At 69.0% G+C, this 22254-nt stretch carries 20 protein-coding genes; 4 read left to right on the top strand and 16 right to left on the bottom strand.

Translation table 11 applies throughout. The features are described 5' to 3' along the window. Position 1: 1 nt before the first annotated feature. The 3 genes from ACK59X_RS17280 to ACK59X_RS17270 all read right to left on the bottom strand — a co-directional run bounded on the left by ACK59X_RS17280 (position 2) and on the right by ACK59X_RS17270 (position 4210). A complete protein-coding gene (locus ACK59X_RS17280) occupies positions 2–1201 on the bottom strand; it encodes a DUF1501 domain-containing protein (protein ID WP_409959140.1) in 1200 nt (399 codons plus the stop codon). Positions 1202–1214: 13 nt separating this feature from the next. Further along, on the bottom strand, positions 1215–2783 hold the full coding sequence (locus ACK59X_RS17275; protein ID WP_409959138.1) for a DUF1800 domain-containing protein: 1569 nt from the start codon (positions 2781–2783) through the stop codon (positions 1215–1217). A 149-nt stretch (positions 2784–2932) separates the two neighbouring features. Next, entirely contained in the window at positions 2933–4210 is a 1278-nt protein-coding gene (locus ACK59X_RS17270) for an MFS transporter (RefSeq protein WP_409959136.1), read from the bottom strand. Between the two features lie 297 nt (positions 4211–4507). Between ACK59X_RS17270 and ACK59X_RS17265 the strand changes: the two genes are divergently transcribed. Then, positions 4508–6208, top strand: a complete 1701-nt coding sequence (locus ACK59X_RS17265; protein ID WP_409959134.1) for a flagellinolysin — start codon at positions 4508–4510, stop codon at positions 6206–6208. A 6-nt stretch (positions 6209–6214) separates the two neighbouring features. On the opposite strand, the gene ACK59X_RS17260 is transcribed toward ACK59X_RS17265, so the two are convergent. Further along, positions 6215–6658, bottom strand: a complete 444-nt coding sequence (locus tag ACK59X_RS17260; protein ID WP_409959132.1) for a thermonuclease family protein — start codon at positions 6656–6658, stop codon at positions 6215–6217. 115 nt (positions 6659–6773) lie between these two features. Here ACK59X_RS17260 and ACK59X_RS17255 point away from each other — a divergent pair, with 115 nt between their 5' ends. After that, complete coding sequence (locus tag ACK59X_RS17255) at positions 6774–7433, top strand: hypothetical protein (protein WP_409959130.1); 660 nt, start codon at positions 6774–6776, stop codon at positions 7431–7433. 167 nt (positions 7434–7600) lie between these two features. Here the strand turns inward: ACK59X_RS17255 and ACK59X_RS17250 are convergent, their stop codons facing one another. Next, positions 7601–8908: a UDP-N-acetylglucosamine 1-carboxyvinyltransferase gene (locus ACK59X_RS17250; protein ID WP_409959128.1), complete on the bottom strand. Its 1308-nt coding sequence runs from the start codon at positions 8906–8908 to the stop codon at positions 7601–7603. A gap of 165 nt (positions 8909–9073) precedes the next feature. Continuing rightward, a complete protein-coding gene (locus ACK59X_RS17245; protein ID WP_409959126.1) occupies positions 9074–10174 on the bottom strand; it encodes a tetratricopeptide repeat protein in 1101 nt (366 codons plus the stop codon). A gap of 422 nt (positions 10175–10596) precedes the next feature. Between ACK59X_RS17245 and ACK59X_RS17240 the strand changes: the two genes are divergently transcribed. Beyond that, positions 10597–11202 carry a DUF2242 domain-containing protein gene (locus ACK59X_RS17240; RefSeq protein ID WP_409959124.1) on the top strand — a complete coding sequence of 202 codons (606 nt, stop codon included), beginning with the start codon at positions 10597–10599 and terminating at the stop codon, positions 11200–11202. Positions 11203–11373: 171 nt separating this feature from the next. Here the strand turns inward: ACK59X_RS17240 and ACK59X_RS17235 are convergent, their stop codons facing one another. The 4 genes from ACK59X_RS17235 to ACK59X_RS17220 form a co-directional block, all read right to left on the bottom strand. Then, positions 11374–12195 (bottom strand): amidohydrolase family protein, encoded by an 822-nt coding sequence (locus ACK59X_RS17235; protein ID WP_409959122.1) that lies wholly within the window; start codon positions 12193–12195, stop codon positions 11374–11376. A gap of 60 nt (positions 12196–12255) precedes the next feature. Then, positions 12256–13266, bottom strand: a complete 1011-nt coding sequence (locus ACK59X_RS17230) for a tripartite tricarboxylate transporter substrate binding protein (RefSeq protein WP_409959120.1) — start codon at positions 13264–13266, stop codon at positions 12256–12258. Positions 13267–13309: 43 nt separating this feature from the next. Beyond that, the gene (locus ACK59X_RS17225; RefSeq protein ID WP_409959118.1) at positions 13310–14053 is read right to left on the bottom strand and encodes a GntR family transcriptional regulator; all 744 of its coding nucleotides are present in this window, start codon (positions 14051–14053) and stop codon (positions 13310–13312) included. A 98-nt stretch (positions 14054–14151) separates the two neighbouring features. Beyond that, the gene (locus ACK59X_RS17220; protein ID WP_409959116.1) at positions 14152–14700 is read right to left on the bottom strand and encodes a pseudouridine synthase; all 549 of its coding nucleotides are present in this window, start codon (positions 14698–14700) and stop codon (positions 14152–14154) included. 183 nt (positions 14701–14883) lie between these two features. Between ACK59X_RS17220 and ACK59X_RS17215 the strand changes: the two genes are divergently transcribed. Next, a complete protein-coding gene (locus ACK59X_RS17215) occupies positions 14884–15219 on the top strand; it encodes a hypothetical protein (RefSeq protein WP_409959114.1) in 336 nt (111 codons plus the stop codon). Positions 15220–15222: 3 nt separating this feature from the next. Here the strand turns inward: ACK59X_RS17215 and ACK59X_RS17210 are convergent, their stop codons facing one another. The 6 genes from ACK59X_RS17210 to ACK59X_RS17185 all read right to left on the bottom strand — a co-directional run bounded on the left by ACK59X_RS17210 (position 15223) and on the right by ACK59X_RS17185 (position 22119). Next, positions 15223–16266 (bottom strand): extracellular solute-binding protein, encoded by a 1044-nt coding sequence (locus tag ACK59X_RS17210; protein ID WP_409959112.1) that lies wholly within the window; start codon positions 16264–16266, stop codon positions 15223–15225. Between the two features lie 31 nt (positions 16267–16297). After that, on the bottom strand, positions 16298–17437 hold the full coding sequence (locus ACK59X_RS17205) for an alpha-hydroxy acid oxidase (RefSeq protein ID WP_409959111.1): 1140 nt from the start codon (positions 17435–17437) through the stop codon (positions 16298–16300). A gap of 11 nt (positions 17438–17448) precedes the next feature. Beyond that, on the bottom strand, positions 17449–18135 hold the full coding sequence (locus ACK59X_RS17200; protein WP_409959109.1) for a Fe2+-dependent dioxygenase: 687 nt from the start codon (positions 18133–18135) through the stop codon (positions 17449–17451). A gap of 45 nt (positions 18136–18180) precedes the next feature. Then, positions 18181–20445 (bottom strand): TonB-dependent receptor, encoded by a 2265-nt coding sequence (locus ACK59X_RS17195; RefSeq protein ID WP_409959107.1) that lies wholly within the window; start codon positions 20443–20445, stop codon positions 18181–18183. Between the two features lie 511 nt (positions 20446–20956). After that, on the bottom strand, positions 20957–21199 hold the full coding sequence (locus tag ACK59X_RS17190) for a hypothetical protein (protein ID WP_409959105.1): 243 nt from the start codon (positions 21197–21199) through the stop codon (positions 20957–20959). A 26-nt stretch (positions 21200–21225) separates the two neighbouring features. Further along, the gene (locus tag ACK59X_RS17185; RefSeq protein WP_409959104.1) at positions 21226–22119 is read right to left on the bottom strand and encodes a peptidoglycan DD-metalloendopeptidase family protein; all 894 of its coding nucleotides are present in this window, start codon (positions 22117–22119) and stop codon (positions 21226–21228) included. Between the last annotated feature and the right edge of the window lie 135 nt (positions 22120–22254).

Raw genomic sequence — 22254 nt, 5'->3', positions numbered from 1 at the left:
GTTAGACCAAGCGCAGGTCCGTCGCACGGGCCCCAGGGAACACCCTTGCCAGGGCCGTGGCATTCAGCCCGTACATGCGGCCGAACAGGCCGCCGAGCACGGCGCGGTAGTCGTTGAGCACCGGGTGGTCGCGGTCCTGGAACAGGGTGGTGGCCGTCAGCGCCTGTTGCTCGCCCGCGATGCGCCCGCCCGCCACGCCGCCGCCCAGCACCCAGAACACGGTGCCGTGGCCATGGTCGGTGCCGCGGTTGCCGTTTTCGCGGAAGGTGCGGCCGAATTCGCTGACGACCACGACCACGGTGTTCTTCCACGCCGGCCCCATCTCCTGTGCAAAGCCCGCCAGGCCCTGGCCCAGTTCCTCGAAGCGGTTGGCCAAAGCGCCCGTGGCATTGCCCTGGCCCACATGCGTGTCCCACCCACCCACGTCGACAAAGCCTAGGTGGTAGCGCGTCTGCATCAGCCGCGCCATGCGCCGGGCCGTGCCCTCGAAGCCCTTGGTGCTCAGCGCATTGCGGCTTGCGGCGTCCATCTCGCCCTGCATGCTGCGCGCCACCTCGCCCTGGGTGGCAAAGCCCTCGGCCACGGGGCGGGCCAGCGCGGTGCTGCGGTACATCATGTCGATGAGCCCGGCCTGGCGCTCGTCCACGCCGGCCTTGCCGGCGGCTGCGGCCAGCGCCGTGTTGGGCACGTCCACCGTACCGCGCAGCACCAGGGGCAGGGTGCTGGTGAAGGCCATGGGGGCGGCCGTGGTGCGCCTGGCGCCCAGCTCGGCTGCCAGCCGGTTCAGAAAGCCCGAGCCATAGTCGCGCCGCCCACCCAGGGGCTGGCCCAGTTCGATGCTGTCCTGCGTGTCGAAATGGCTGCGCGAGAGGTCGTCGGTGCCCGCAAAGGGCACGAAGGCCAGCTCGCGCCGCTGGTACAGCGGCAGCATGGAGTCTGCCAGCACCGGGTGCAGGCCCCAGTCACTGGTGAGCTCCAGCGCGCCACCGTCCTCCCCGGGGCGCGCAATGGCGATGTTGGGCCGGCTTTCGTAATAGAAGCTGCTGCCGGTGGGCACGAGCAGGCTCGCGCAGTCGTACCCGCCACGCAAAAAGACCAGCAGCAGGCGCGCATCGCCCGCGCGCGGGGCGGCGGCCACCTGGGCGGTGGCCAGGCCCAGGGCGCTGGCGCCCAGGGCTTGCAGGTAGTGGCGTCGCAGCATACGCGGAGTCCTTTCAGCCGTGCATGAATTCGGGTGAGGAAAGGAACAAAAGGTTCCATTCGCGCGGCGACTGGGCCTGGACCAGCGCGGCCCGCGTGGCCGGTGCCAGGGTGGCATCGATCTGGCGCAGGTACGGCGTCTGCGCCAGCAGCGGTGGCGGCATGCGCTGGCCCTGGCCGGCAATGCCTGTACCGAGCGCACGGGCCGCCTCGAAGCGCGTGCTCATCTGGCCCGAGCCCGACCAGGTGGCCGCATCGAGCGGGTAGCCGTCGGGCGTGGCGCGGCCATACAGTGGCTCGGCCAGACGCTGCAGCCAGTTGAGCAGGGGATCGGTGCTGGCCAGCACCGGCTGCTCGCCATGCACCAGGCGCGCGCCGGCCAGCAGGTACTGCACCGGGTCGCGAAAGCGCTGGCCCAGCGAGGCCTGGAACTCGGCCGACTGGAACAGCGTATCCAGCACGGCGGCGATGTCGCCATCGGTGCGCTCGAAGCTGCGTGCCAGGGCGTCGAGCAGGGCGGGCGGCGGCGTGTCGCCCACCAGGTAGACGGCCATCTTGCGCGTGACGAAGCGGGCCGTGGCGCTGTGGCGTGCCAGGCGGTCCAGGGCCTCGTCCAGCTCCGCCAGGCCTTGGGCGCGCAGGGGCTGCCCCAGCAGGGTCTTGGCGTCCCAGTCGTGGCGCTGGGGGTTGAACTCGAACAGGCCCTGGCGCACGTAATGGGCGCGCAGGGCGGGTTTCATGCGCGGGGGCTCTTCGTCCAGCGGGCGCAGGCTGATGCCCACGCCCGTGAGCACGCGCGCCAGCTCCTGCACATCCTGCTGGCTGTAGCCGCCGCCCACGCCCAGGGTGTGCAGCTCCATCAGCTCGCGCGCGTGGTTCTCATTGATGCGGCCGGCCGCGTTCTGCGCGTTGTCCAGGTAGCGCAGCATGGCCGGGTGGCGCGTGGTGGCACCCAGCAGGTCGCGAAAGCGGCCCAGCGCATGGGGGCGCACGGCGCGCTCCTCGTAGTCGCCCACGGCGGCACGCAGGTTGGCCTTGCCGGCAAACACGTTGAAGTGGTTCATCCAGAACCAGGTCATCTTCTCGCGCAGCTGAGCCGGCGAGTACAGAGCGCGCAGCACGAAGCGCTGGCCGGCCTCGCGCTGCAGGTTGCGCATGTCCTTCTGCCAGGCCTCCAGCGCGGCCTTGCGCTCGTCCTCGGTGGGCAGCGCGCGGGCCTCGCGCTGGCGCTGCTCCATCTGCAGGGCCAGGGCCTCGAACGGGGTGCGGCAGATGGCCATGGCGTCGATCTGCGCCTGGGCTGCGGCTGGCAGCGGCGCCTCGGCGGGCGCGCGCAGCTGGTCTGCCAGCCAGGCCTGTGCGCCCATGGCGGACATGGCCTGTGCGCCCTGGGCGGTGCTGCCCCAGGTGATGCGGTCCATCAGCCGCGCGCGCAGGGCGTCATCGGGGATGTCGGCCTGCGCCAGCGGCGCGGCGCCCCATGTGGGCACCGTGCTGGCCGATGCACCCAGGGCGGCCAGGGCCAGCCACTGGCGGCGGCTGATCGCCGGGGTGGAAAAGGGGGCGAGAGGGTCTTGGCGCATGGTGCGGCATCCATCCAGGTGCCCTGCTGAAGTCAGGGCGGACCGCCATGCTGCGCCTGCCGCCCAGGCAAGGCAAGGGCCCGCAGCGGCTTTTACCTACCCGAAACAAATGCGCGCGGGGTTGTTTGCATTTGTAGCTTTTTCCCAGGCTACCGTGCCTGTGCCGCTTCCTCGAACTTGTCGACCTTGCGCAGGGGCTTGAACACCGTGGCCCAGGCCGCCACCACGCCCAGCGTGCATACGCCGCCCAGCACGGCCGCAGGTACCACGCCCAGCCACGCCGCGCTGGTGCCGGCGCGGAACTCGCCCAGCTCGTTGGAGGAGCCGATGAACAGCATGTTCACCGCATTCACGCGCCCGCGCATTGCGTCGGGCGTGGAGAACTGAACCAGCGCGCCGCGGATGTACACGCTCACCATGTCCGCGGCCCCTGCGACCAGCAGGGCCGCGAACGACAGCCAGAACAGCGTGTACAGCGCGAACACCAGGTTGGCGGCGCCGAAGATGGCCACGGCGATGAACATGGTGGAGCCCACCCTGCGGTTGAAGGGCCGCATGCTCAGGTACAGGCCGGCGCCCACCTCGCCCACGGCCATGGCACTGCGCAGTGCGCCCAGGCCCGCAGGGCCTACGTGCAGGACCTCGTGCGCGTAGATAGGCAGCAAGGCCACCACGCCGCCCAGCAGCACGGCGAACAGGTCCAGCGAAATGGTGCCCAGGATGATGGGGCGCGAGCGGATGAAGCCGATGCCCGCGCCAAAGCGCTGCCACATGCTGCCCTGCGCCGCGGCGGGGGGCGCGGCGTAGGGCACGGCCACGCGCGTGAGCAGCCAGGCGCCCAGCGCAAAGCAGACGAAGCACAGCGCATAGGTCAGCTCGCCCCCGCCCACGGCGTAGAGCAAGCCGCCCAAGAGCGGCCCGCCGATGCTGGCCGCGCGCATCAGCATGCTGTTGGCGGCCAGGGCCTGGGCCAACTGCTCGCGCGGCACGATCTGCGGCAGCAGGCTTTGCATGGCCGGCCCCGAGAAGGCGCGCGCGCAGCCGAACAGCACCAGCACCGCGTAGATGCCGTTCACCCCCGTGGCGCCATGGCCCGACAGCCACCACAAGAGGCCGCTGCAGACAGCGCCCACGGCCCAGCTGATGGCCAGGATGCGCCGGCGGTCGAAGCGGTCGATCAGGTCGCCGGCCGGTAGCAGCAGGCACAGCATGGGCAGAAACTGCGCCAGCCCCACGTAGGCCAGGGCCAGCGGCTCGCGCGTGAGGTCGTACACCTGCCAGGCCACCACCACGGCCTGCACCTGGGTGGCGAATACGGCGATCAGGCGGGCGGACAGAAAGGCCAGAAAGCCGGTATGGCGGTAGACGCTGGGAGAGGGCGAGTCCGCCGGGAGTGGGGTGGAGGAGGTCGGGGACGGTTCGGACACGGGAAGGACGGGCAAGGCGCTGCGCGAGAGGCGTTCCCCAGAAAAATGGGGAAATCCCTGGCGGGCGGCGAGTATCAGGGTTTCTACCTGGGGCTCGATGCTACCGGCTTTGCGCCCGGCGTGCTTGGCCTCCGGGCGGTGGTTGAACGGGGCTGCAACTGAAAATTGTTCGAAAGTTTCTGTTACATGCGCCGATAACCCAGAAATAAAGGGCTGGCATGGGGCCGGCCCTGGTAGCGGCGGCGCGTGCGCAGCCCTGCCTGTTCGGTCGGTCAGGAGTTCTTCTTCGGGCATGCCATGGCGTTGACCATCAACACCAATGTGTTCTCGCTGAGCGCGCAGCGCCACCTGAGCGTGGGGCAGAACGCGCTGGCGACCTCCGTGCAGCGGCTGTCTTCGGGACTGCGCATCAACAGCGCCCGGGACGATGCAGCCGGCCTGGCCATTTCCGAACGCTTCACCAGCCAGATCCGTGGCCTGAACCAGGCGGCGCGTAATGCCAACGACGGCATCTCCCTGCTGCAGACGGCCGAAGGCGCCATCAGCACCATTGCGTCGAGCCTGCAGCGCATTCGCGAACTCGCCGTGCAGGCCGCCAACGGCACCTACAGCGCCACCGACCGCCAGGCCATCCAGGCCGAAGTGGCGCAACTGGCCTCCGAAATCGACCGCACCGCCAACACGGCCCAGTTCAACGGCATGAACGTGTTCGACCCCAGCCAGGGCAGCCTGGTGGGCGATGCCAAGCTGCTGGCCGTGTTCGATGGCATGACCAGTGTGGGCAGCTGGCTGGAGAGCAGCGAAACGCTGATCAGCAAGCTCTACGGCATCAAGGCCGACGGGGCGGCGCTGGCGGTGAAGTACACCGGCTACACCGACGGGGCGGGCGGAGTGGCCGCTTACGTGCAGGCCACGGGCTTCGATGGCCAGGGGCGCGGCACCGGCCTGACGCTGCAGGTGGACATGGCCGACTTCGTGCCGCCCAACTTCCCCGACGGGGGCAACGCGCCGTACTACAACGACCGCATCATCGCGCACGAGATGGTGCACGCAGTGATGGCGCGCAGCACCAATTGGCAGGACATCACCACCAACAACCTGTGGTTTGCCGAGGGCACGGCCGAGTTCATCCAGGGGGCGGAGGAGCGGGTCAAGGGCGACATCGCCAACATCGGGCTGCCCGCCGTGGTGGCGGCCATCAACGGCCCGTCGAACACCAGCGAGTTCTACTCGTCGAGCTATTCCGCCGTGCGCTACATGCACAACCGCATCAAGGGTGCGGGCGGCGAGGGCGTGAAGGATGTGCTCACCTACCTGAGCGCCAACCCGGGTTCGACGCTGGACCTGGCGCGGGCCAACGCCGCGCTGGGGCAGTTTGCCAGCGCCGCCGACTTCAAGACGCAGTTCGCCGCCAACGGCGCGGCCTTCATCAGCGGCTTCGACCTGAACAATGCCGATACCGGCGCCATCGGCGGGCAGGATGTGGATGGCGGCGAGACGAAGACCGCCACCAGCACCGTGCCCAACAGCGGCAGCCGCTCGGGCACCGACGTGCTCGACGGCTTTGCCGAGTCCTTCGAGACCATTGCCACGTCCAAGGGCGGCACGACGACCAAGGTCTTCCAGATCGGGGCCAATGCCAACCAGACCCTGGAAACATCGATAGGCGCCATGGGCCTGACGTCGCTGGGGCTGCGCAGCACGCTGGACGTGACGGTCTCGCCGGCCCAGGCCATCGTGGCGGTGGACCGGGCGCTCGACTACGTCAACGGCCAGCGCGCGGTGATCGGCGCCCAGGCCTCGCGCCTGGAAACGGCCGTGGCCAACCTGCAGAACAGCAGCGAAAACCTCTCGGCCAGCCGCTCGCGCGTGCTCGATGCCGACTTCGCGGTGGAGACCGCCACGCTCGCGCGCCAGCAGATCCTGCAGCAGGCCGGTTCGGCCATGGTGGCGCAGGCCAACCAGCTGCCGCAGGGGGTGCTGGCGTTGCTGCGGTAGCGGGGCTCAGTAGGGCTTCTGGTGCCGGTGCCGGTAGTCCCACGGCGCCAGCGGGCGCTTCTGGGCCCACAGGCCTTCCCCCCCGGCACGTGCCCGGCGCTGCAGCGGTGCCAGGTGCGGGTGGTGCTCCGCATACGGCGTGTACACCCAGGCCAGGCCTGCGGCCACCTGGGCCGTGGCCACGTCGGCGCCGTTGCAGCGCACATTGGCCACCGTGCGGCCATAGCTGTCCTCCTCGATGGGCTGCAGCGTGGCCTGGCGCTTGAAGCACATCTGCGCCAGGTGCTGCCGCGCCTTCTGGCCGAAGGCCTGCCTGCGTTCGGGCGCGTCGATGGCGGCCACGCGCACCTTGATCCGTTCGTAGGCGCCAGGCGCGCCGCAGCGGGCGGTGAGGGTGTCGCCGTCGCTGATGGCGACCACGAGGCAGAGCAGGGCAGCAGGCAAGGGCATGGGCAGGTGCGGAAAAAAAGTGGCGCATTGTCTCCTACTACACTTCGCTGCAGCGCGGCACGGGAGGCCGGGCGCACAAGCAACGACAACAGAGCAAGAGGGGAAATAATCCGTGATGCGTACCGAGATTGGTGTGGCCCGTTCGGGCCGGGGGTGGCTGTGGGCTGCAGCGGCGTTTCTGATGCTGGTGGCCGCCCTGCCGGGGGTGCAGGCCAAGGACGAAGCCGGCGCCTATGGCAAGACGCTGGAAAAGATCTACGACCTGTCGCCCGAGACGCTGGCGAAGTTCCAGCGCTTTCAGGAAAAGCAGGCCCAGACGCCGGGGGACAAGGGCAAGGGAATCTACGCCAACACCGAAAGATGGCGCGGTGACGAGCTGTCGCTGCCGACCAGCAAGAACCCCTTCACCGTCGTCGTCAAGGTCTCGGGCGTGGCGCTGGCCGACGGCGATGCCGGCTCGCGCTGGCAGACCAGCCTGCAGTTCGACGGGCCCTCGCCCATCTCCTTTCTACCCGAGCTGGTGCACAAGGGCGCGCGCGCAGGGCAGCCGGTGTCCATGGTGGGGGCAGCCAAGGGCGTGAGCTTCAAGGAAGACCGCAAGGCCGCCCCGCAGCTGGAGTTCGAGTCCTCGCGCAACCTGCGCATCGACCGGGTGCAGGTCGAGGTCTGGTCGGGCATCCGCAAGTCGACGTGGGTCGAACTCTTGATGTCCTGGTCGCCCATTCTCACGGGCGTCGTGTTCCTCGGCGTGGTGCTCTGGTTCCGGCGCCGCTGAGCTAGGGCAACGCAAAATCAAGTCTTCGCGATGGCGCGTGCCCTGATTTGGGATGGGCTGCCAGGCGCAAAGCGCAGCCATAGCCTGTGCTATGGCGAGTATTTGCAGCGCCGCAGACCGCCCAAAGCGGGGCGCGCGGCGCGCGAGGGACTTGGTTTGGCGTTGCCCTAATCTTCGCTGGTCCACTCCACCTGTACGCCCAGGCTGCGCAGGTTCTCCACGAAGCGCGGGTGGGCGCGGCGGATGGGGGCGGCGTTGCGGATCTCCGAGCGCCCCTCGATGCTGGCCGCCACCATGAACAGGGCAATCGCCACGCGGATGATGTAGGGGCTCTCCACCAGTGCGGGGCTCAGAGGGTTGCCGCCGAAGGTGATGAGGCGGTGCGGGTCCGACGAGAACACGTGGGCGCCGAACTTGGAGAGTTCGCCGGTCCAGCCCAGCGCGCCGTCGTAGACCTTGTTCCAGAACATGCAGTTGCCCTGCGCGCGCACCCCGAGGGCGATGAAGATGGGCAGCAGGTCCACCGGGAAGTAGGGCCAGGGCGCGGCCTCGACCTTGGTCAGCACATTGCTCGTGAACGGTGTCTGCACCTTGAGCGGGCCGGGGCAGTGCGCGCGCGACCAGCCGTCCTCGTGCGTCACCACCACGCCGAACTTGGCGAAGGTGCGGTCGATCAGCGGGAAGTTGCCAGGCGCGCTGTTGCGCACGATGACGTCGCCGCCGGTGATCGCGCCCAGGGCCAGGAAGGTGGTGATCTCGTGGAAATCCTCGTCGAAGCGGAACTCGCCGCCGCCCAGCGCCGCGCCGCCCTGCACCGTGATGCGCGAGGTGCCGATGCCGTCGATGCGCGCGCCCAGCATCACCATGAAGCGGCAGAACTCCTGCACATGCGGCTCCGACGCCGCGTTGGTCAGCGTGGAGGTGCCGTTGGCCGCCACGGCGCAGAGCACGAAGTTCTCGGTGGTGGTGACGGAGGCGTAGTCGAGCCAGTGGTCCGTGGGCGTGAGCGCGCCCTGGTGGCTGCTGCGCACCAGCAGCGAGCCCTCGGCACGCTCCACGCTGCCGCCAAAGCGCTGGAAGACTTCCACATGCGGGTCGATCTCGCGCACGCCCAGGGTGCAGCCCTTGACGTTGTCTTCGAGCCGCGCCACGCCAAAGCGCGCCAGCAGCGGCGGGATGAGCATGATGGACGAGCGCATCTCCTCGGGCAGGCGGTGCTGTGCGGGGTCGAACACCGTGTGTTCATGGTGCAGGCTCAGGGTGCCCGTGGCCTGGTCCATCTGCACGCTGCTGCCCAGCATGCGGAAGATGTCGAGGATCTTGCGCACGTCGGTGATGTCGGGCACGCCATGCAGGCGCAGCGGCTCGCGCGTGAGCAGGGTGGCGCACAGCACCGGCAGCACGGCGTTCTTGTTGGCGGACGGGGTGATGCGGCCACGCAGGGGCGTACCGCCGTGGACGATGAGATTGGACATGGGAAGAGGGGCAGAAGAAGCGGAAAAGCGGGACGTGCAACCGGGTGCACGGCCAAGGCAAGGGCCTGCACTTTACCCTTGCCGCGCCCCGCTGCCTGTATCTGGCGGTAATCTGCCGCTCAGCAGGTCGGCTTTAGAGCCGGCACTCCAGAGCTCCGCCGGGGATCAGAAGCCGAAGGGCTGCCCCGGCTTCCAGGCGTCGGCCAGGCGCTTGGCCTCGGCCACTTCCACGATGCTCATGCTGGGCGCCAGGCGGCGCATGGTGCCGGCCGCCCAGAAGGCGCCGCGGTTGGGCGGCACGAGCGTGTCGTCCTGCTGCTGCTCCTTGTGCGCGCGCTGCGCCAGGTCGAGCAGCATGTGGGCCGCCACGGGGCGGCGGCCCACGTTGTCCAGGCCGGTGGAGTAGAGCAGGCCCAGGCTGTACAGGCCCGAGGGGTCGCCCTGGCGCGCGGCGCGCTGGTACAGGTTCTCGGCCTGTTCGGCCTGCTGGGTCACGCCCAGGCCACGTTCATAGCTGTAGCCCAGTTGCACGCTGGCCAGGGCCAATCCTTCATTGGATGCCTTGGTCAGCCACTGGATGGCCTGCTCGGGGTCCTTGGCCACGCCGCGGCCATCGCGCAGCGTGGTGCCCAGCACCAGCATGGCGCGCAGGTCGCCCTTTTCCGCCAGGGCCTGCAGTTCCTTCACCGCCTCGGGCCCCTCGCTGCTGCGGCGGGCCTGTTTCTCCAGGGCTTGCATGCGCGCCTGCTGTTCCTGGGCGGCCTTCTGGGCCGCCACTTCGGCGGCGCGGGCATCGGCTTCGATCTTGGCGGCGCGCTCCTGGGCGCGGGCCTTGTCGGCCTGGACCTTCCAGCCCACCAGGCCCAGGACCAGCACGATGGCCAGGCCCAGGCCGATCCAGGTCGTGGGGAGCTCGCGCGAAGTCTTCTTGCGCGCCTTGGCCTTCTTCTTGGCCTCGGCTTCGGCGGCAGCCGCCTCTGCAGCGGCTGCGCGCGCCCGGGCGGCCTTGCCTATGTAGGGGGCGGGCGCCGGGGCCGGTGCTTCGGCGGCCTTGGGTTCTGCAGGCTTGGGGGGATCCACCTTGTCGTAGGCCACTTGGCAGCTGGGGCACTGCCAGTCGGGTGCCGTGTCGCTGGACTGGCGGGTGTATTTGCAGCGGGCGCAGACGCGCCCTGTGGCGGCGGAGGGAGCCGCAGCGGCGGCGCCTTCCTTGTCGATGGGTTCCAGGGACAGCGAAAGCGATGGTGGTCCGGCTTTGGTGTTCACGTAGTTCGTCCTTCACCGCGCACGCTGGCGCGGTCCTCCCGGGCTCCTTGTTCAGCCCCTCCCATAGGGTGCCGCCGGCCCAATGGCGTGTAGTGTATTTGTAGTAATTGGTTTTTTGTATGTCGGGATGTGTAACTGTGCTGCTATGCAGCATCGCCCCGTGCCACTTGGGAATGGATTTGTAACAATCACCACCAAACATCGCGGACAGCGGCTGGCTGGCTATCGAAATGAGAGCGGCATGGCATCATGTGGCATGGATAGCGCAGGCCAGCAGTGGCCTGGATACTGGAAATGAGCATGTCATCTCCTCAATGGGTTTCATTTCTAGAATGCCGGGAACCACCGGCCCGCCCTGGGTCTCACAGCGACACCCGCCTGCCGATGCCTGCCCTTTCGGAGTGCTGCCTTTGAATCCGCCGATGTCCCCGCGCCAGTCCCTTTGCCCCGCTTCGCCCTTGTTCTTCCGCTCGCTCCGCCCGCTGGCCCTGGTGCTGGCCGGCGCGGCAACGCTGTTCCTGACGGGCTGCGCAGCCCTGCCCAGCGGCCCGCAGGGCCCCCAGGCGCCGCAGGAGAAATTCGGCTCGCTGGCCACCTATTCGCGCCTGTTCGATGCCACCCCGGCACAGACCTGCGAGGCATCGCGCCGGGCACTGCTCAGCCAGGGCTACATCATCAACACCAGCTCGGCCGAACTGGTGGAGGGCAAGAAGAACTTCCAGCCCGGCGCCGAGACGCATATGCAGATGGTGATCCGCGTGGTCTGCGTGCCCGAGTCGCCCACCGGCAAGATCAGCCTGGGCTTCGTCACCGCCATCCAGGACAGCTTTGCGCTGCGCAAGACCAACAACTCGGCCAGCCTGGGCGTGGGGGCCATCGGGTCCGTGTCGCTGCCGTTCTCGTCGAGCAGCGAGTCCCTGGTGCGCGTGGGCAGCGAGACCATCACCACCGACACCTTCTACGAAAGCTTCTTCGACCTGGTCAAGCGCTACCTGGTGATCGATGAGGCGGCCCAGGTGAATGAATAGGCCCTCCTGAGTCGCTTCGCGCCTTCCCCCGAGGGGGACGCCACCAGGGGCCTGGCAAAGCCAGTTCCACGGTGGCACTGGCCTGCCGTGTGCCCGTTGCTGCGGGCAGCCGACGGTACGTTGCATCCGGAAAGGCAATGCCGCATAACCCGCGAGATGCTGAGGGCCACGTCAGCTGTACAGCTTGGCCCCGGCATCGCGGATGCGCAGCGCCGCCTCGTGGCCCAGCGCGTTGACCACCGGCTCCCACACGCTGGCATAGCGCGGCAGCGCGTCGGGCGCGAACGAGGTGTGCGGCCAGTCCGAGCCCCAGACCAGGCGCTCGCCCATGTGCGCGGCCACGCGGGTGATGGCCGGGTGGAGCAGGCCGTAGGGCGCACTGGCCTGCAGCCGGTACCAGCCCGAGAGCTTGACCCAGGCGCCTTGCCCGGCCAGCTTGGCCAGGGCCTGCCAGGCGCGGTCGTCGGCCGGCAGCAGGCCGTGCAGGCCGGCCAGGTGGTCCAGCACGCAGGCCACGGGCGTGCCCTGGTGCAGGTGGACGATGGTGGCCAGGTCTTCGGGGCTGGCGTACCACTGCACGTGCCAGCCCCGCTCGGCCAGGCGCGGGGCCAGGGCCTTCATGGTCTCGGGGCCATTGCCCACGGGTGAGACGAGGTTGAAGCGCACGCCGCGCACGCCCAGCGCGTGCATGCGGTCGAGTTCGGCGTCGGGCACATCGCCGTCCAGCACCACCACGCCGCGGTGGCGGCCAGGGGACAGCGCCAGCGCATCGAGCAGCACGCGGTTGTCGGTGCCGTACACGCTGGGCTGCACCAGCACCAGATGGCCCACGCCATGCGCGGCGGCCAGCGCCTCGATGTCGGCCAGCGGCCGGTGCACGGGCTCGTAGTGCCCGGCCTGCGCCGGGGCGGCACGGTCAAAGACGTGCACATGGGTGTCCCAGCCCGAAGGCAGGGCAGGAGAGAGAGGGGTCAAAGCGGAAGAAAAAGCCATTTCGATCGACTGCGCATGCACAAAGCGTGCGCGCTTGGAACGCGAACACGCTCCTGGAGTTCACCCCACGGAGATCTTGCGCTCGCGCACCACCTTGGCCCATTGCTCCTGCTGCGCGGCGATGAACTTGCCGGCTGTCTGCTGCGAGGCATCGGCAAACACGTCGCCGCCGAGTTGGCGCACGCGGCCCAGCACCTCGGGGTCGGCCAGGGCCTTGCGCACGGCGGCCACCAGGGCGGCCTTGGTATCCGCCGCCATGCCGGCGGGCGCCAGCAGCGGATTCCATTCAAGCACCTCGTAGCCGGGCACGCCGGCCTCGGCCATGGTGGGCACCTCGGGCAGCGAGCGGGCACGCACCATGCTGGTCACCGCCAGCGGGCGCAGCTTGCCGGCCTGGATGTGGCCCAGCGACGAGGCCACGTTGGCAAAGAACAGCGGCACCTGCCCGCCCATCACGTCGGTCATGGCCGGGCCGCCGCCGCGGTAGGGCACGTGCAGCAGCTGCACACCTGCGCGCCCCTCGAACATGGCGCCCGCCAGGTGCTGGGCCGAGCCATTGCCCGAGGAGGCATAGGTCAGCTCGCCCGGCCTGGCCTTGGCAAGTTGGAGCACGTCCTTGACCGACTTGGCCGCAAAGCCCGGCGTGCACACCAGCACGTTGGGAAAGGTCGCCAGCACCGCCAGCGGCGTGAAGGCCTTGGCACTGTCATAGGGCAGCTTGGGGAACAGCGAGGGGTTGACCGCGAAGGACGAGGCATCGAGCAGCAGCGTGCTGCCATCGGGCGTGGCACGTGCCACCTGGGTGGCGGCCAGTTGGCCGCTGGCGCCGGGCTTGTTCTCCACCACCACGCTCTGGCCCAGCGCGTCGGCGATGCGCGGCGCGACGATGCGCGCGATCAGGTCGGCGCCACCGCCGGCGGGGTAGCTCACCACCAGGGTGATCGGTCGGCCGCCGGCCACCGTGGCCGCCTGGCCGGCCGCGAGCCAGGGCGCGGCCAGCGCGGCACCGGCGGCCTGCACCAGCAGGCGGCGGCGTGGGAGGGAGGCGGAGGATGGCGAAGAGGTCGTCATGTTGCGGGGCTCCTGCAGTGGTCCGAAAGAGAGAGGTGGAGGCTCAGGTCAGCGTGACGGAGTAATGGAAGGCATGCGCATCGCCGCGTGTGGTGCGCCATTCCACACAGCGACCCGCAAGGTCGTAGGCATTGCGCTCCACCGCCACGCAGGGGTGGCCTGCCTGCAGGCGCAGCTGGGCGGCCTGCGCAGCGGTCAGCACGCCAAAGCCGATCTGGTCCACCGCGCGGTGCACGTGCACGCCGCAGCGGCGCGCGAACATGGGGTAGAGCAGGTCGTCCCAGCCGCCCAGCTCGTCGTCGGCCAGCGGGGCGAACAGGTCCAGCGGCAGCCACATGTCTTCGAGCAGGCAGGGCTGGCTGGCCAAGAGGCGCAGGCGCAGCAGGCGCAGCACGGTCTCGCCCGGGCCCACGCCCAGGGCGCGCGCCACCACAGCGGTGGCCGGCACGCTCTGGCGCAGCAGGATGCGCGATTGCGGCACCTCGTTGCTGCCACCGCCAAAGCGGAAGAAGCGCAGCATGGAGCCGCCCGCGATGCCCTGGCGCACAAAGGTGCCTTTGCCGTGGATGCGCTCGATCAGCCCCTGCTCGACCAAGAGCTCCAGCGCGCGGCGCATGGTGCCCAGGGCCACCTGGTGCTCGGCGGCCAGCAGGTTCTCGGACGGCAGGGCGCTGCCCCGCGGCCACTCGCCCGCCACCACGCGGGCGCGCAGGGCGGCGGCCAGCGCGGCATAGCGGCGCATGCCGGGGGAAGTGTCGACCAGGGCCAGGTGCGGGGAAGCTTGCATGCCGAGAACTATAGTTCTCTAGAGGACTATAGAAATCCGGGATTACCCTGGATGGCGTCTTGGGGTCCGTCGCGGGATTTCAGCGCCAGAAGAGGGCGCTACAGCACAGCCTGCTCGGCCCAGGTGCCGGGCGCCAGCCCATCGAGCGTGTAGGGCCCGATGGCGGCACGGACCAGCCGCAGGGTGGGAAAGCCCACCGCCGCCGTCATGCGCCGCACCTGGCGGTTGCGGCCCTCGCGGATGGCCAGCTCGATCCAGGCCGTGGGAATGGCCTTGCGCTCGCGGATGGGGGGTGTGCGCGCCCACACGGCCGGCGCAGGGTCGAGCAGGCGGGCGCGGGCCGGCCGCGTCTGCCCGTCATTGAGCTGCACGCCGTTGCGCAACTGCGCCAGGGCCTCTTCACCGGGCTGGCCCTCCACCTGCACCCAGTAGATCTTTTCCATCTTGAAGCGTGGGTCGGCGATGCGGGCCTGCAGCGGGCCATCGCTGGTCAGCAGCAGCAGGCCCTCGCTGTCGGCGTCAAGCCGCCCGGCCACGTACACGCCCGGCTGGTCGATGTAGTCCTTGAGGCCCTGCCACTTGCCCTCGGCGGTGAACTGGCTGAGCACGCCATAGGGTTTGTTGAAGCGGATCAGGCGCGGGGTCATGGGCTGTGGCAAGCGAAGTGAGCACCGAGCATAGCTGCCGCAGGCGGCCTTTCTGCCGGCTTGGCCGCAGTGCGGCGCTGCTGCTAAATGGTTCTTATTATCGTTATTGCGGTTTCCGTGAGACACTGGCGCCGCTGTCCGCCCATTCCGGGTGGCTCTGCCTCCTATCCTGCTGCCTAACCCATGACCGACAAGGACCTGCTGGCCATCATCGACCGGGCCGTTGACGAATTCAATGGCGACCTGGACGAACTCGAAAGCGCCATCGGCATGCTGGTGCTGGGCCGCCACTACGGCTGGCGCGTGATGCTGCTGATCCACAGCCCGAGCACGATCCGCAAGTACACCAAGATCCTGAACGTCCAAAGCCTGCGCGACGTGCTGCCCGAGGTGGGGGTCCTGGCCCATCGCTCCAAGGCATGGCGCCTGGTGGAAGGCACCAGGAACTTCTGGAAGGTGGTGCGCGGCCAGGTCAGTGGTGTGCGCAGCGCCCGGGTCGACAAAAGCCCGGGCGGCTGAGGATCAGGGGAAGCCCACGCGGTCCAGCATCTGCTGGACCTTGGTCACGTTGGCGCCCACGGCGCTGATCGGGATGGTCTCGGTCTTGAAGGGCTTGTTGCCCGTCATGGCCTTGAGGGCCGGGTTGTCGATGGCCAGGCCCTTGGCGGCCGGCCATTCGTTGTTGCCGTTGGCAAAGTAGTTCTGCGCATCGGCGCTGGCCAGGTATTCCAGGAACTTGATGGCGTTGTCGCGGTTCTTGGCATTCCTGGCGACCGCGCCGCCGGCGATGTTCAGGTGCGTGCCCCAGCTTTGCTGGTTGGGGAAGACCACGCCGACCTTGTTGGTGGCGGCCACGTCCTCGGGCTTGCCCGAGCGCATCATGCGCGCCAGGTAGTAGCTGTTGGTCACGCCGATCTCGCATTCGCCGGACGCCACGGCGTTGATCTGGTCGGTGTCGCCGCCCTTGGGTGGGCGTGCCAGGTTGGCCACCACGCCCTTGAGCCAGGCCTCTGCGGCGGCGTCGCCCAGGTGCTGGGCCACGGCGCCGAACAGGCTCAGGTTGTAGGGGTGCGAGCCCGAGCGGATGCACAGCTTGCCCTTGTTCTTCGGGTCGCCCAGCTTCTCGTAGGTGTCCACATCCTCGCGCTTGACCTTGATCTTGTTGTAGACGATCACGCGGGCACGCGTGGACAGGCCGAACCAGGAGATGCCGCCATCGGCCGCCGGCGTGCTGCGCAGGTTGGCCGGGATGGCATCGCTCAGCACTTTGGACTGGATGGGCTGGAACAGGCCATCCGCCTCGCCGCGGTACAGGCGGGCCGCGTCCACCAGCAGGATCACGTCGGCGGGCGATGCCGTGCCCTCGGCCTTCAGGCGCGCCAGGATGCCGGCGTCGTCGGAGTCCACGCGGTTGATCATGATGCCGGTGGCCTTGGTGAAGTTGTTGTACAGCGCCTCGTCCGTCGCGTAGTGGCGGGCCGAGTACAGGTTGAGCTCGCCCGTCTGCGCGAAGGCGGCCGAGGCCGCGAGCGCGGTGGCGAGCAGGATGCCGATGGTTTTCTTCATGGTGAAGCAGCTTTCTGGAGAAGGGGTGTGTTTATGGAGAAGGCGCAGGCGGCAGGCCCAGCAATTCGGGGGTGGCGTCGGCCAGGGTCTTGCAGCCGGTCAGTGCCATGGCGATTTCGAGTTCGTCACGCAGCAGGCGGATCACCTGGGCCACGCCGGCGGCACCGGCATTGGCCAGGCCCCACACGGCAGGGCGGCCCACCAGCACGGCCGAGGCGCCCAGCGCCATGGCCTTGAGCACGTCGGTGCCGCGGCGGATGCCGCCGTCCACCAGCACGGGCATGCGGCCCTGCACGGCCTGCACGATGCGCGGCAGCGCCACGGCCGTGGCGGGTACGGTATCGAGCGTGCGACCGCCGTGGTTGGACACCACCAGCCCTGCCACCTGCAGGCTGGCGGCCTGGCGGGCATCGGCAGGGTGCAGCACGCCCTTGAGCAGCACCGGCAGCCGGGTGTTGGACTGCAGCCAGGCCACATCGTCCCAGGTGGGTGCCTGGTGCAGCAGGGCGTCGAACATCGCGCTCTGGCCGGGCTGCAGTGCCGGGCGCGGGGCCGGGGGCAACTGCGCCAGGTTCACCGCGCCCATGCCGGGCGGCAGCCGAAAGCCGGCGCGGCGCTCGCGGTCGCGTGCGCCGCTGGAGGGGGCGTCCACGGTGAGCACCAGGGCCTCGTAGCCTGCGGCCTCGGCCCGCTGCACGAGCGCGCGGTTGAAGCCCTGGTCGTGCTGCAGGTACAGCTGGAACCACAGCGGGCCCCGGCCTTCCTCGCTGAGCGCGGCCTGGGCCACGGCTTCCATCGGCAGGGTGGACTGGGTGCTGAGCACCAGCCCGGCGCCCAGCGCGGCGGCCGCGTAGGCCGTGGCCAGTTCTCCATCGCCATGGGCCATGCGCTGGAAGGCCACGGGCGCCAGCAGCACGGGGTGCGCCAGCGTGCGGCCCAACAGTTCCACGCGCGTGTGGCCGCCTGCCAGGGGGCGCAGCACGCGCGGCCACAGGGGCAGCGCATCCCAGGCGCTGCGGTTGGCGCGCAGGCTGATCTCGTCGGCTGCACCGCCTGCGAAATAGGCCCAGGCGTTGTCGTCCAGCAGGGTGCGCGCATGGCGCTCATGGTCGTCGAGCGAGACGATGTGCGCAGGCACCTGCTGCAGGGCGGGGGTGGAAGGGGCGGACATGCGTGCCCGGCCTACACGTCGGCCCACATGCGCAGCAGGTTGTGGTACGTGCCGGTCAGGCCCACGATGGCGCCCGATGCATCGCCCACGCTGCCGCGCAGCTGGGTGAGGTGCTGGTCCATGTCGAACAGCAGGCGGCGCTGCTCGTCGCTGCGCACCATGCTCTGCACCCAGAAGAAGCCGGCCAGGCGCTGGCCGCGCGTGACGGGCTCCACCCGGTGCACGCTGGTGCCCGGGTAGACCACCATGTCGCCGGCGGCGTACTTCACGCGCTGGGGGCCGTGGGTGTCTTCGATGACGAGCTCGCCGCCGTCATAGTCTTCGAGGGCGCTCAGGAACACGGTGCACGAGATGTCGGTGCGCACGCGCCCCTTGCCGTCGGGCAAAAAGCGCACGGCGCTGTCCACATGGTTGCCGAAGGCATTGGCCGCCCCGCCGTAGCGGTTGAACATGGGGGGCGAAATGGTCTTGGGCAGGGCGGCGGAGAAGAACAGCGGGCTGCGTTCCAGCCCGCGCAGCAGCAGCTGGCGCAGGGCTTGCGCCGCCTCGCACTGCTCGGGCAGCTGTTCGTTGTTCTTGGCCTGCGCCGCCTGAGGCCCGGCCGAGACCCGCCCGTCATGCCAAGGCGCATCCCGAAGCAGTTCCTGGGCGCCCCGCAGTTCGTCGGCGTTCAGGAGGTTCGGGATGTGCAGCAGCATGGCGGGTGTCGGTGTCTCGGGTGGGGCCAATGGTAGGGCAGTCGCTCAGAAGCGCGTGCCTATGGTCACGCGGATGTTGCGCGGCTCGCCCAGCGTGACGAAGCCGGGGTACAGCTGGTCGCCGTAGCTGCGGTTGGTCGCGTTGGTGATGTTGAGCTTGGCATACAGGCTTTCGGTGAAGTTGTACTGCGCCATCAGGTCCAGGGCCACATAGCCTTGGGCGTACGCCGTGGCCGAGGCCGCACCGGTGGTGCCGCTCACGGGACGGTTCTCGCTCACGCCGCGCACGCCGCCGGCCACGCGCAGCTTGGTATTAGCCTGGTAACCCAGCCACACGCTGGCGCTGTGCTTGGGCGTCAGGCCCACGCGCTGGCCGATGGTGTTGGCTGCGGCGCTGCCCGTCTTGTCGATGGTGGCCACGGGGATCCAGGTGTACGACGCATAGATGTCCCACTGCGGGTTGATGCGGCCGACCACGTCCAGCTCGACGCCGGCGGCGTGGCGCTTGCCGTTGAGCAGGTAAGCGGTGCCGGCAAAGTCGGCATCGGTGGTGCGCTCGTTGTACTTCTCGGTGCGGAAGATCGCGCCGCGCGTGGACAGGTTGCCGCCCAGCCAGTCCAGCTTGGCGCCCAACTCGAAGTTGCGGCTCTTTTCCGCGTCGGTGTTGGCGGTCTGCTGCGTGGTGAAGCGGTACGTGTCGGCCGAGGTGTTGAACGAGGTGCTGTACGAGAAGTGGTAGGAGGCCGTGTCGCTCGGCTGGAACAGCACGCCCACACGCTGGCTCCACAGCGAGTTGTAGCGCAGGCGCGTGGTCTCGTGGGTGATCACGTTGTTGGCGTAGGCGTCACGCTCGGGGGTGGAGCTCACGCGGTCCCAGCGCAGGCCGCCCAAGAGCTTCCAGTGCGGGGCGATCTGCACCAGGTCCTGCACATAGGCGCCCACCGAGGTGGAGTCGTAGTTCTGGTCGTAGCGGTACGAAGGCGACAGGGCCGTGGTGCGGCCGTCGTCCGGCGTGCCCACCGTGGTGTTGCCCTTGTTGTAGTTGGTGCCGGGCTGGCCCAGGGCCACGTTGAAGAAGGCCTTTTCCTGGCTGGCGTCGATGCCGGCCATCAGCTCGTGCTTCATGCCGCCCCAGTTGGCCTTGGTGGTGTAGTTGGTCTGGGCGTACACGCCTTCGTGCGTGTCGGCGCGCGGGCTCAGGCCGGCGCTGGTCAGGATGGTGCTGCCGTTCAGGTTGGCCCAGGTGGTGGCGGCGCCGCCCGTGGTGCCGTAGCCTGCCGTGGTGCCCCACTGCGAGCGGTCGAAGGTGCCGGCGCGCAGCTGGGTGGTCAGCTCGCTGCCGTCGTCGAAGCGGTGGATCCACGAGGCCATGGCGTAGGTGGCCTTGCCGCGCAGGTAGTCGCTCTGCGTGCCGTAGAAGTTCTTGGGGTTGATCAGCGTGGGGGCCGTGCCCTGCAGGTAGCGCAGGTTGGCCCATGGCACGTTGTCCGAATTCAGGTGGAACAGGCCGACCGAGAACTCGTTGCGCGTGCCCACGCCAACGCTCACGGTGGGGGCGATGCCGTACTTGTCGATCTTGGCACCGTGGTTGTCTCCCTTGGTGTGCATCAGGTTCAGGCGGAAGGCCGCGTCTTCACCCAGCAGCTTGTTCAGGTCGGCCGTGGTGCGCAGCACGCTGTCGGTGCCGTAGGTGGCTTCCAGCTCATACTGGTCCAAGAGCAGCGGCTTCTTGTTGACCTGGTTGACCACGCCGCCGGTGGAGCCCCGGCCGAACAGCATGGAGGCCGAGCCGCGCAGCACTTCGATGCGGTCGTAGTTGAAGGTGTCGCGCTCGTACTGCGAGGGGTCCTTCATGCCGTCGATCATCAGGTCGCCCACGGTGGACACGGAAAACCCGCGCAGGCGGATGTCCTGGTCCGTGCCGTTCTCGGTGGCCGCGAAGGTGATGCCCGAGGTGTAGTGCAGGGCCTGCTTGAGGGTATCGAGCTTGGCCTCGTCCATCAGGCGCTCGGTCATCACCGTCAGCGACTGGGGAATGTCGCGGATGTCCTGCGTGCCCTTGCCGATCTGGGTCTTCTTGGTCTGCAACTGGTCCTTGGACTGCACTTCGGCGGCTTCCTTGACCGTCACCGTGCCCATGGTGGCCTCGGGCGTGGCGGTCTGCGCCCAGCTGCTGACCGAGGCGGCCAGCATCAGCGCGCCCAGGGGCAGCAAGGCCTTGTCGCTGGCCGGTGCGATGGCAGCCGTTGCGGGGCGGGACGGTTGTCGCGGGCGCAGTTTGCTGCCCCGCTTTGCGGGTTGTTTTGCCAAAGTGGCCTCCAGATGGATAAGAAAAACGGTGTGACGGACAAGACGCCAGTGGCTGGCAGGGCGCGCATTCGGGTGGCTGGCCAGGCGCTGTCTACCCAAGAATGTTACATTGGATAACTATGTGCCCCAAGCCGCTGCGATGCATCAACGCAACATCTTCGGCGGTTAACGTGGTGCCAAATGTGCTCTTTACACAACTTCATGAAAAGAGCAGGAAACGCCGGAACGCGTTGTGGCGCGCCTGCACCTGCCCTTGGTGTGGCTGGGTAAGCGATAAGGGTAGTGCAACTGATTTGCAATCAGGGGGTAAATGTAATGAGAAGCAAGTAGGTGTGTCAAGTACAACTGCTCCGTATTCGCATTCACATGCTGCCAATGCAACGGGATTGAAACAGCCTGCCCGCCGCTGGGCAGGCGTGGTGGCCGCAAGGACTACCGTGTGCGCAAGCCCGCGCCGCGCATGTGCGGGTCCGCCGGCTGGGTTGGAGAAACGAGGGGCGCGGCGGGGCGCTCAGTCGCTGCTGCCGCCCGTGACCGCCTTCACACCGGCGGCGCCCACGTCCACCGTGGCGCCCACCACCTTGGCCCCCACCTTCACGGTGGTGGCCGCCACGCTCACGGCGGCATCGGCCACGGTGACCACGGCGCAGCCTGTGCACAGGAGTGCCACGGCAGCGGATGCCATGGCCAGGCGCGCAGCGGCCCGGGCCGATGGGGCAGGGTTGGCCTGCCGGGCTGGATGGGAGTGTTTCATGCGGGTGCTCTGGCAGGCGTTCGCCATCATGCGGCGGGAACAAAGAGGGCGGGGTCCACCATGGTGCGGTTGAGCATCACGCCCCAGTGCAGGTGCGGGCCCGTCACGCGGCCGGTGGCGCCCACGGCGCCCAGGCGCTGGCCGGTGGCCAGCACATCGCCCACCTTCACGTCGATGGCGCTCAGGTGGCACACCATGGACAGCAGGCCCAGGCCGTGGTCCAGCCACACCGTGCCGCCGTTGAAGAAGTACTCGCCGGTGTCGATCACGCGCGCCGGCAGCGGCGACAGGATGGGCGTGCCCGTGGGGGCGGCGATGTCCATGCCGCTGTGCGGATTGCGCGCCTGGCCATTGAACACCCGGCGCAGCCCGAACGAGCTGGAGCGCCGCCCCGGCACCGGCACGCGCATGCGCAGCGAATCGAGCGCCTTGCCGGCGGGCTGCTCGGTGAAAGTGGCCATCACCAGGGCCTGGTGGTCGCGCTCGCGCTCATAGCGGGCCTGGTCCTCGGGCGACAGGTCCACCGTGCGCGGCGATACGGTGAGGTGCTGCTCCTTGTACTTCTTGGGCGCCACGGTGTAGGGCAACTGCCGCGCTGCGCCACCACCGGCCGGCTGCAGGGTGGCGTGTGCGGGCCCGGGCGTGGCGGACAGCGGGATGCCCACCACGGCCGTCCATTCGATGGCATCGCCCACCACCAGCACGGGCAGCGGCTCGCCCTTGGCCCCGGGGGTGTGCACCACCGGCCGCGTTGCCGCCGGCCCCAGCGACAGGCGGGCCACGCCGCCCGGCACCTGCAGTGCCTGCGGCCATACCGTGGGGGCGGCAGCTGTGGTGGCCTGTGCCTTGGCGTGCGCACCCGGCGCATGCAGGGCCAGCAGGCTGCCGCCAGCGGCGAGCAGGGCAGTGCGCCGGGACATCAACGGTGCAACGGTGGGGAGGGAGGCGTGAAGGGCGTGGTGGTGCATGGCGCAAGCAGACAACAGGCGCCATTGTGCCGCGTCATCTGGGGAATTCGGCCTACATGGGGTCCTTGGGGGCTCTCCAACAATCGC

The sequence above is a fragment of the Acidovorax sp. genome, assembly GCF_046339755.1.
Taxonomy (GTDB): domain Bacteria; phylum Pseudomonadota; class Gammaproteobacteria; order Burkholderiales; family Burkholderiaceae_C; genus Acidovorax.
The sequence above is the reverse complement of the archived record's forward strand: the minus strand, read 5'-3'. Positions and strand labels throughout refer to the sequence as shown.

Bases quoted from the DNA above. Each gene is read 5' to 3' on its own strand.
- ACK59X_RS17280 (WP_409959140.1), bottom strand. From the start codon at position 1,201: ATGCTGCGACGCCACTACCTGCAAGCCCTGGGCGCCAGCGCCCTGGGC.
- ACK59X_RS17275 (WP_409959138.1), bottom strand. From the start codon at position 2,783: ATGCGCCAAGACCCTCTCGCCCCCTTTTCCACCCCGGCGATCAGCCGC.
- ACK59X_RS17230 (WP_409959120.1), bottom strand. From the start codon at position 13,266: ATGACGACCTCTTCGCCATCCTCCGCCTCCCTCCCACGCCGCCGCCTG.
- ACK59X_RS17260 (WP_409959132.1), bottom strand. From the start codon at position 6,658: ATGCCCTTGCCTGCTGCCCTGCTCTGCCTCGTGGTCGCCATCAGCGAC.
- ACK59X_RS17255 (WP_409959130.1), top strand. From the start codon at position 6,774: ATGCGTACCGAGATTGGTGTGGCCCGTTCGGGCCGGGGGTGGCTGTGG.
- ACK59X_RS17185 (WP_409959104.1), bottom strand. From the start codon at position 22,119: ATGTCCCGGCGCACTGCCCTGCTCGCCGCTGGCGGCAGCCTGCTGGCC.
- ACK59X_RS17190 (WP_409959105.1), bottom strand. From the start codon at position 21,199: ATGAAACACTCCCATCCAGCCCGGCAGGCCAACCCTGCCCCATCGGCC.
- ACK59X_RS17240 (WP_409959124.1), top strand. From the start codon at position 10,597: ATGTCCCCGCGCCAGTCCCTTTGCCCCGCTTCGCCCTTGTTCTTCCGC.
- ACK59X_RS17200 (WP_409959109.1), bottom strand. From the start codon at position 18,135: ATGCTGCTGCACATCCCGAACCTCCTGAACGCCGACGAACTGCGGGGC.
- ACK59X_RS17220 (WP_409959116.1), bottom strand. From the start codon at position 14,700: ATGACCCCGCGCCTGATCCGCTTCAACAAACCCTATGGCGTGCTCAGC.
- ACK59X_RS17250 (WP_409959128.1), bottom strand. From the start codon at position 8,908: ATGTCCAATCTCATCGTCCACGGCGGTACGCCCCTGCGTGGCCGCATC.
- ACK59X_RS17235 (WP_409959122.1), bottom strand. From the start codon at position 12,195: ATGGCTTTTTCTTCCGCTTTGACCCCTCTCTCTCCTGCCCTGCCTTCG.
- ACK59X_RS17265 (WP_409959134.1), top strand. From the start codon at position 4,508: ATGGCGTTGACCATCAACACCAATGTGTTCTCGCTGAGCGCGCAGCGC.
- ACK59X_RS17215 (WP_409959114.1), top strand. From the start codon at position 14,884: ATGACCGACAAGGACCTGCTGGCCATCATCGACCGGGCCGTTGACGAA.
- ACK59X_RS17210 (WP_409959112.1), bottom strand. From the start codon at position 16,266: ATGAAGAAAACCATCGGCATCCTGCTCGCCACCGCGCTCGCGGCCTCG.
- ACK59X_RS17225 (WP_409959118.1), bottom strand. From the start codon at position 14,053: ATGCAAGCTTCCCCGCACCTGGCCCTGGTCGACACTTCCCCCGGCATG.
- ACK59X_RS17205 (WP_409959111.1), bottom strand. From the start codon at position 17,437: ATGTCCGCCCCTTCCACCCCCGCCCTGCAGCAGGTGCCTGCGCACATC.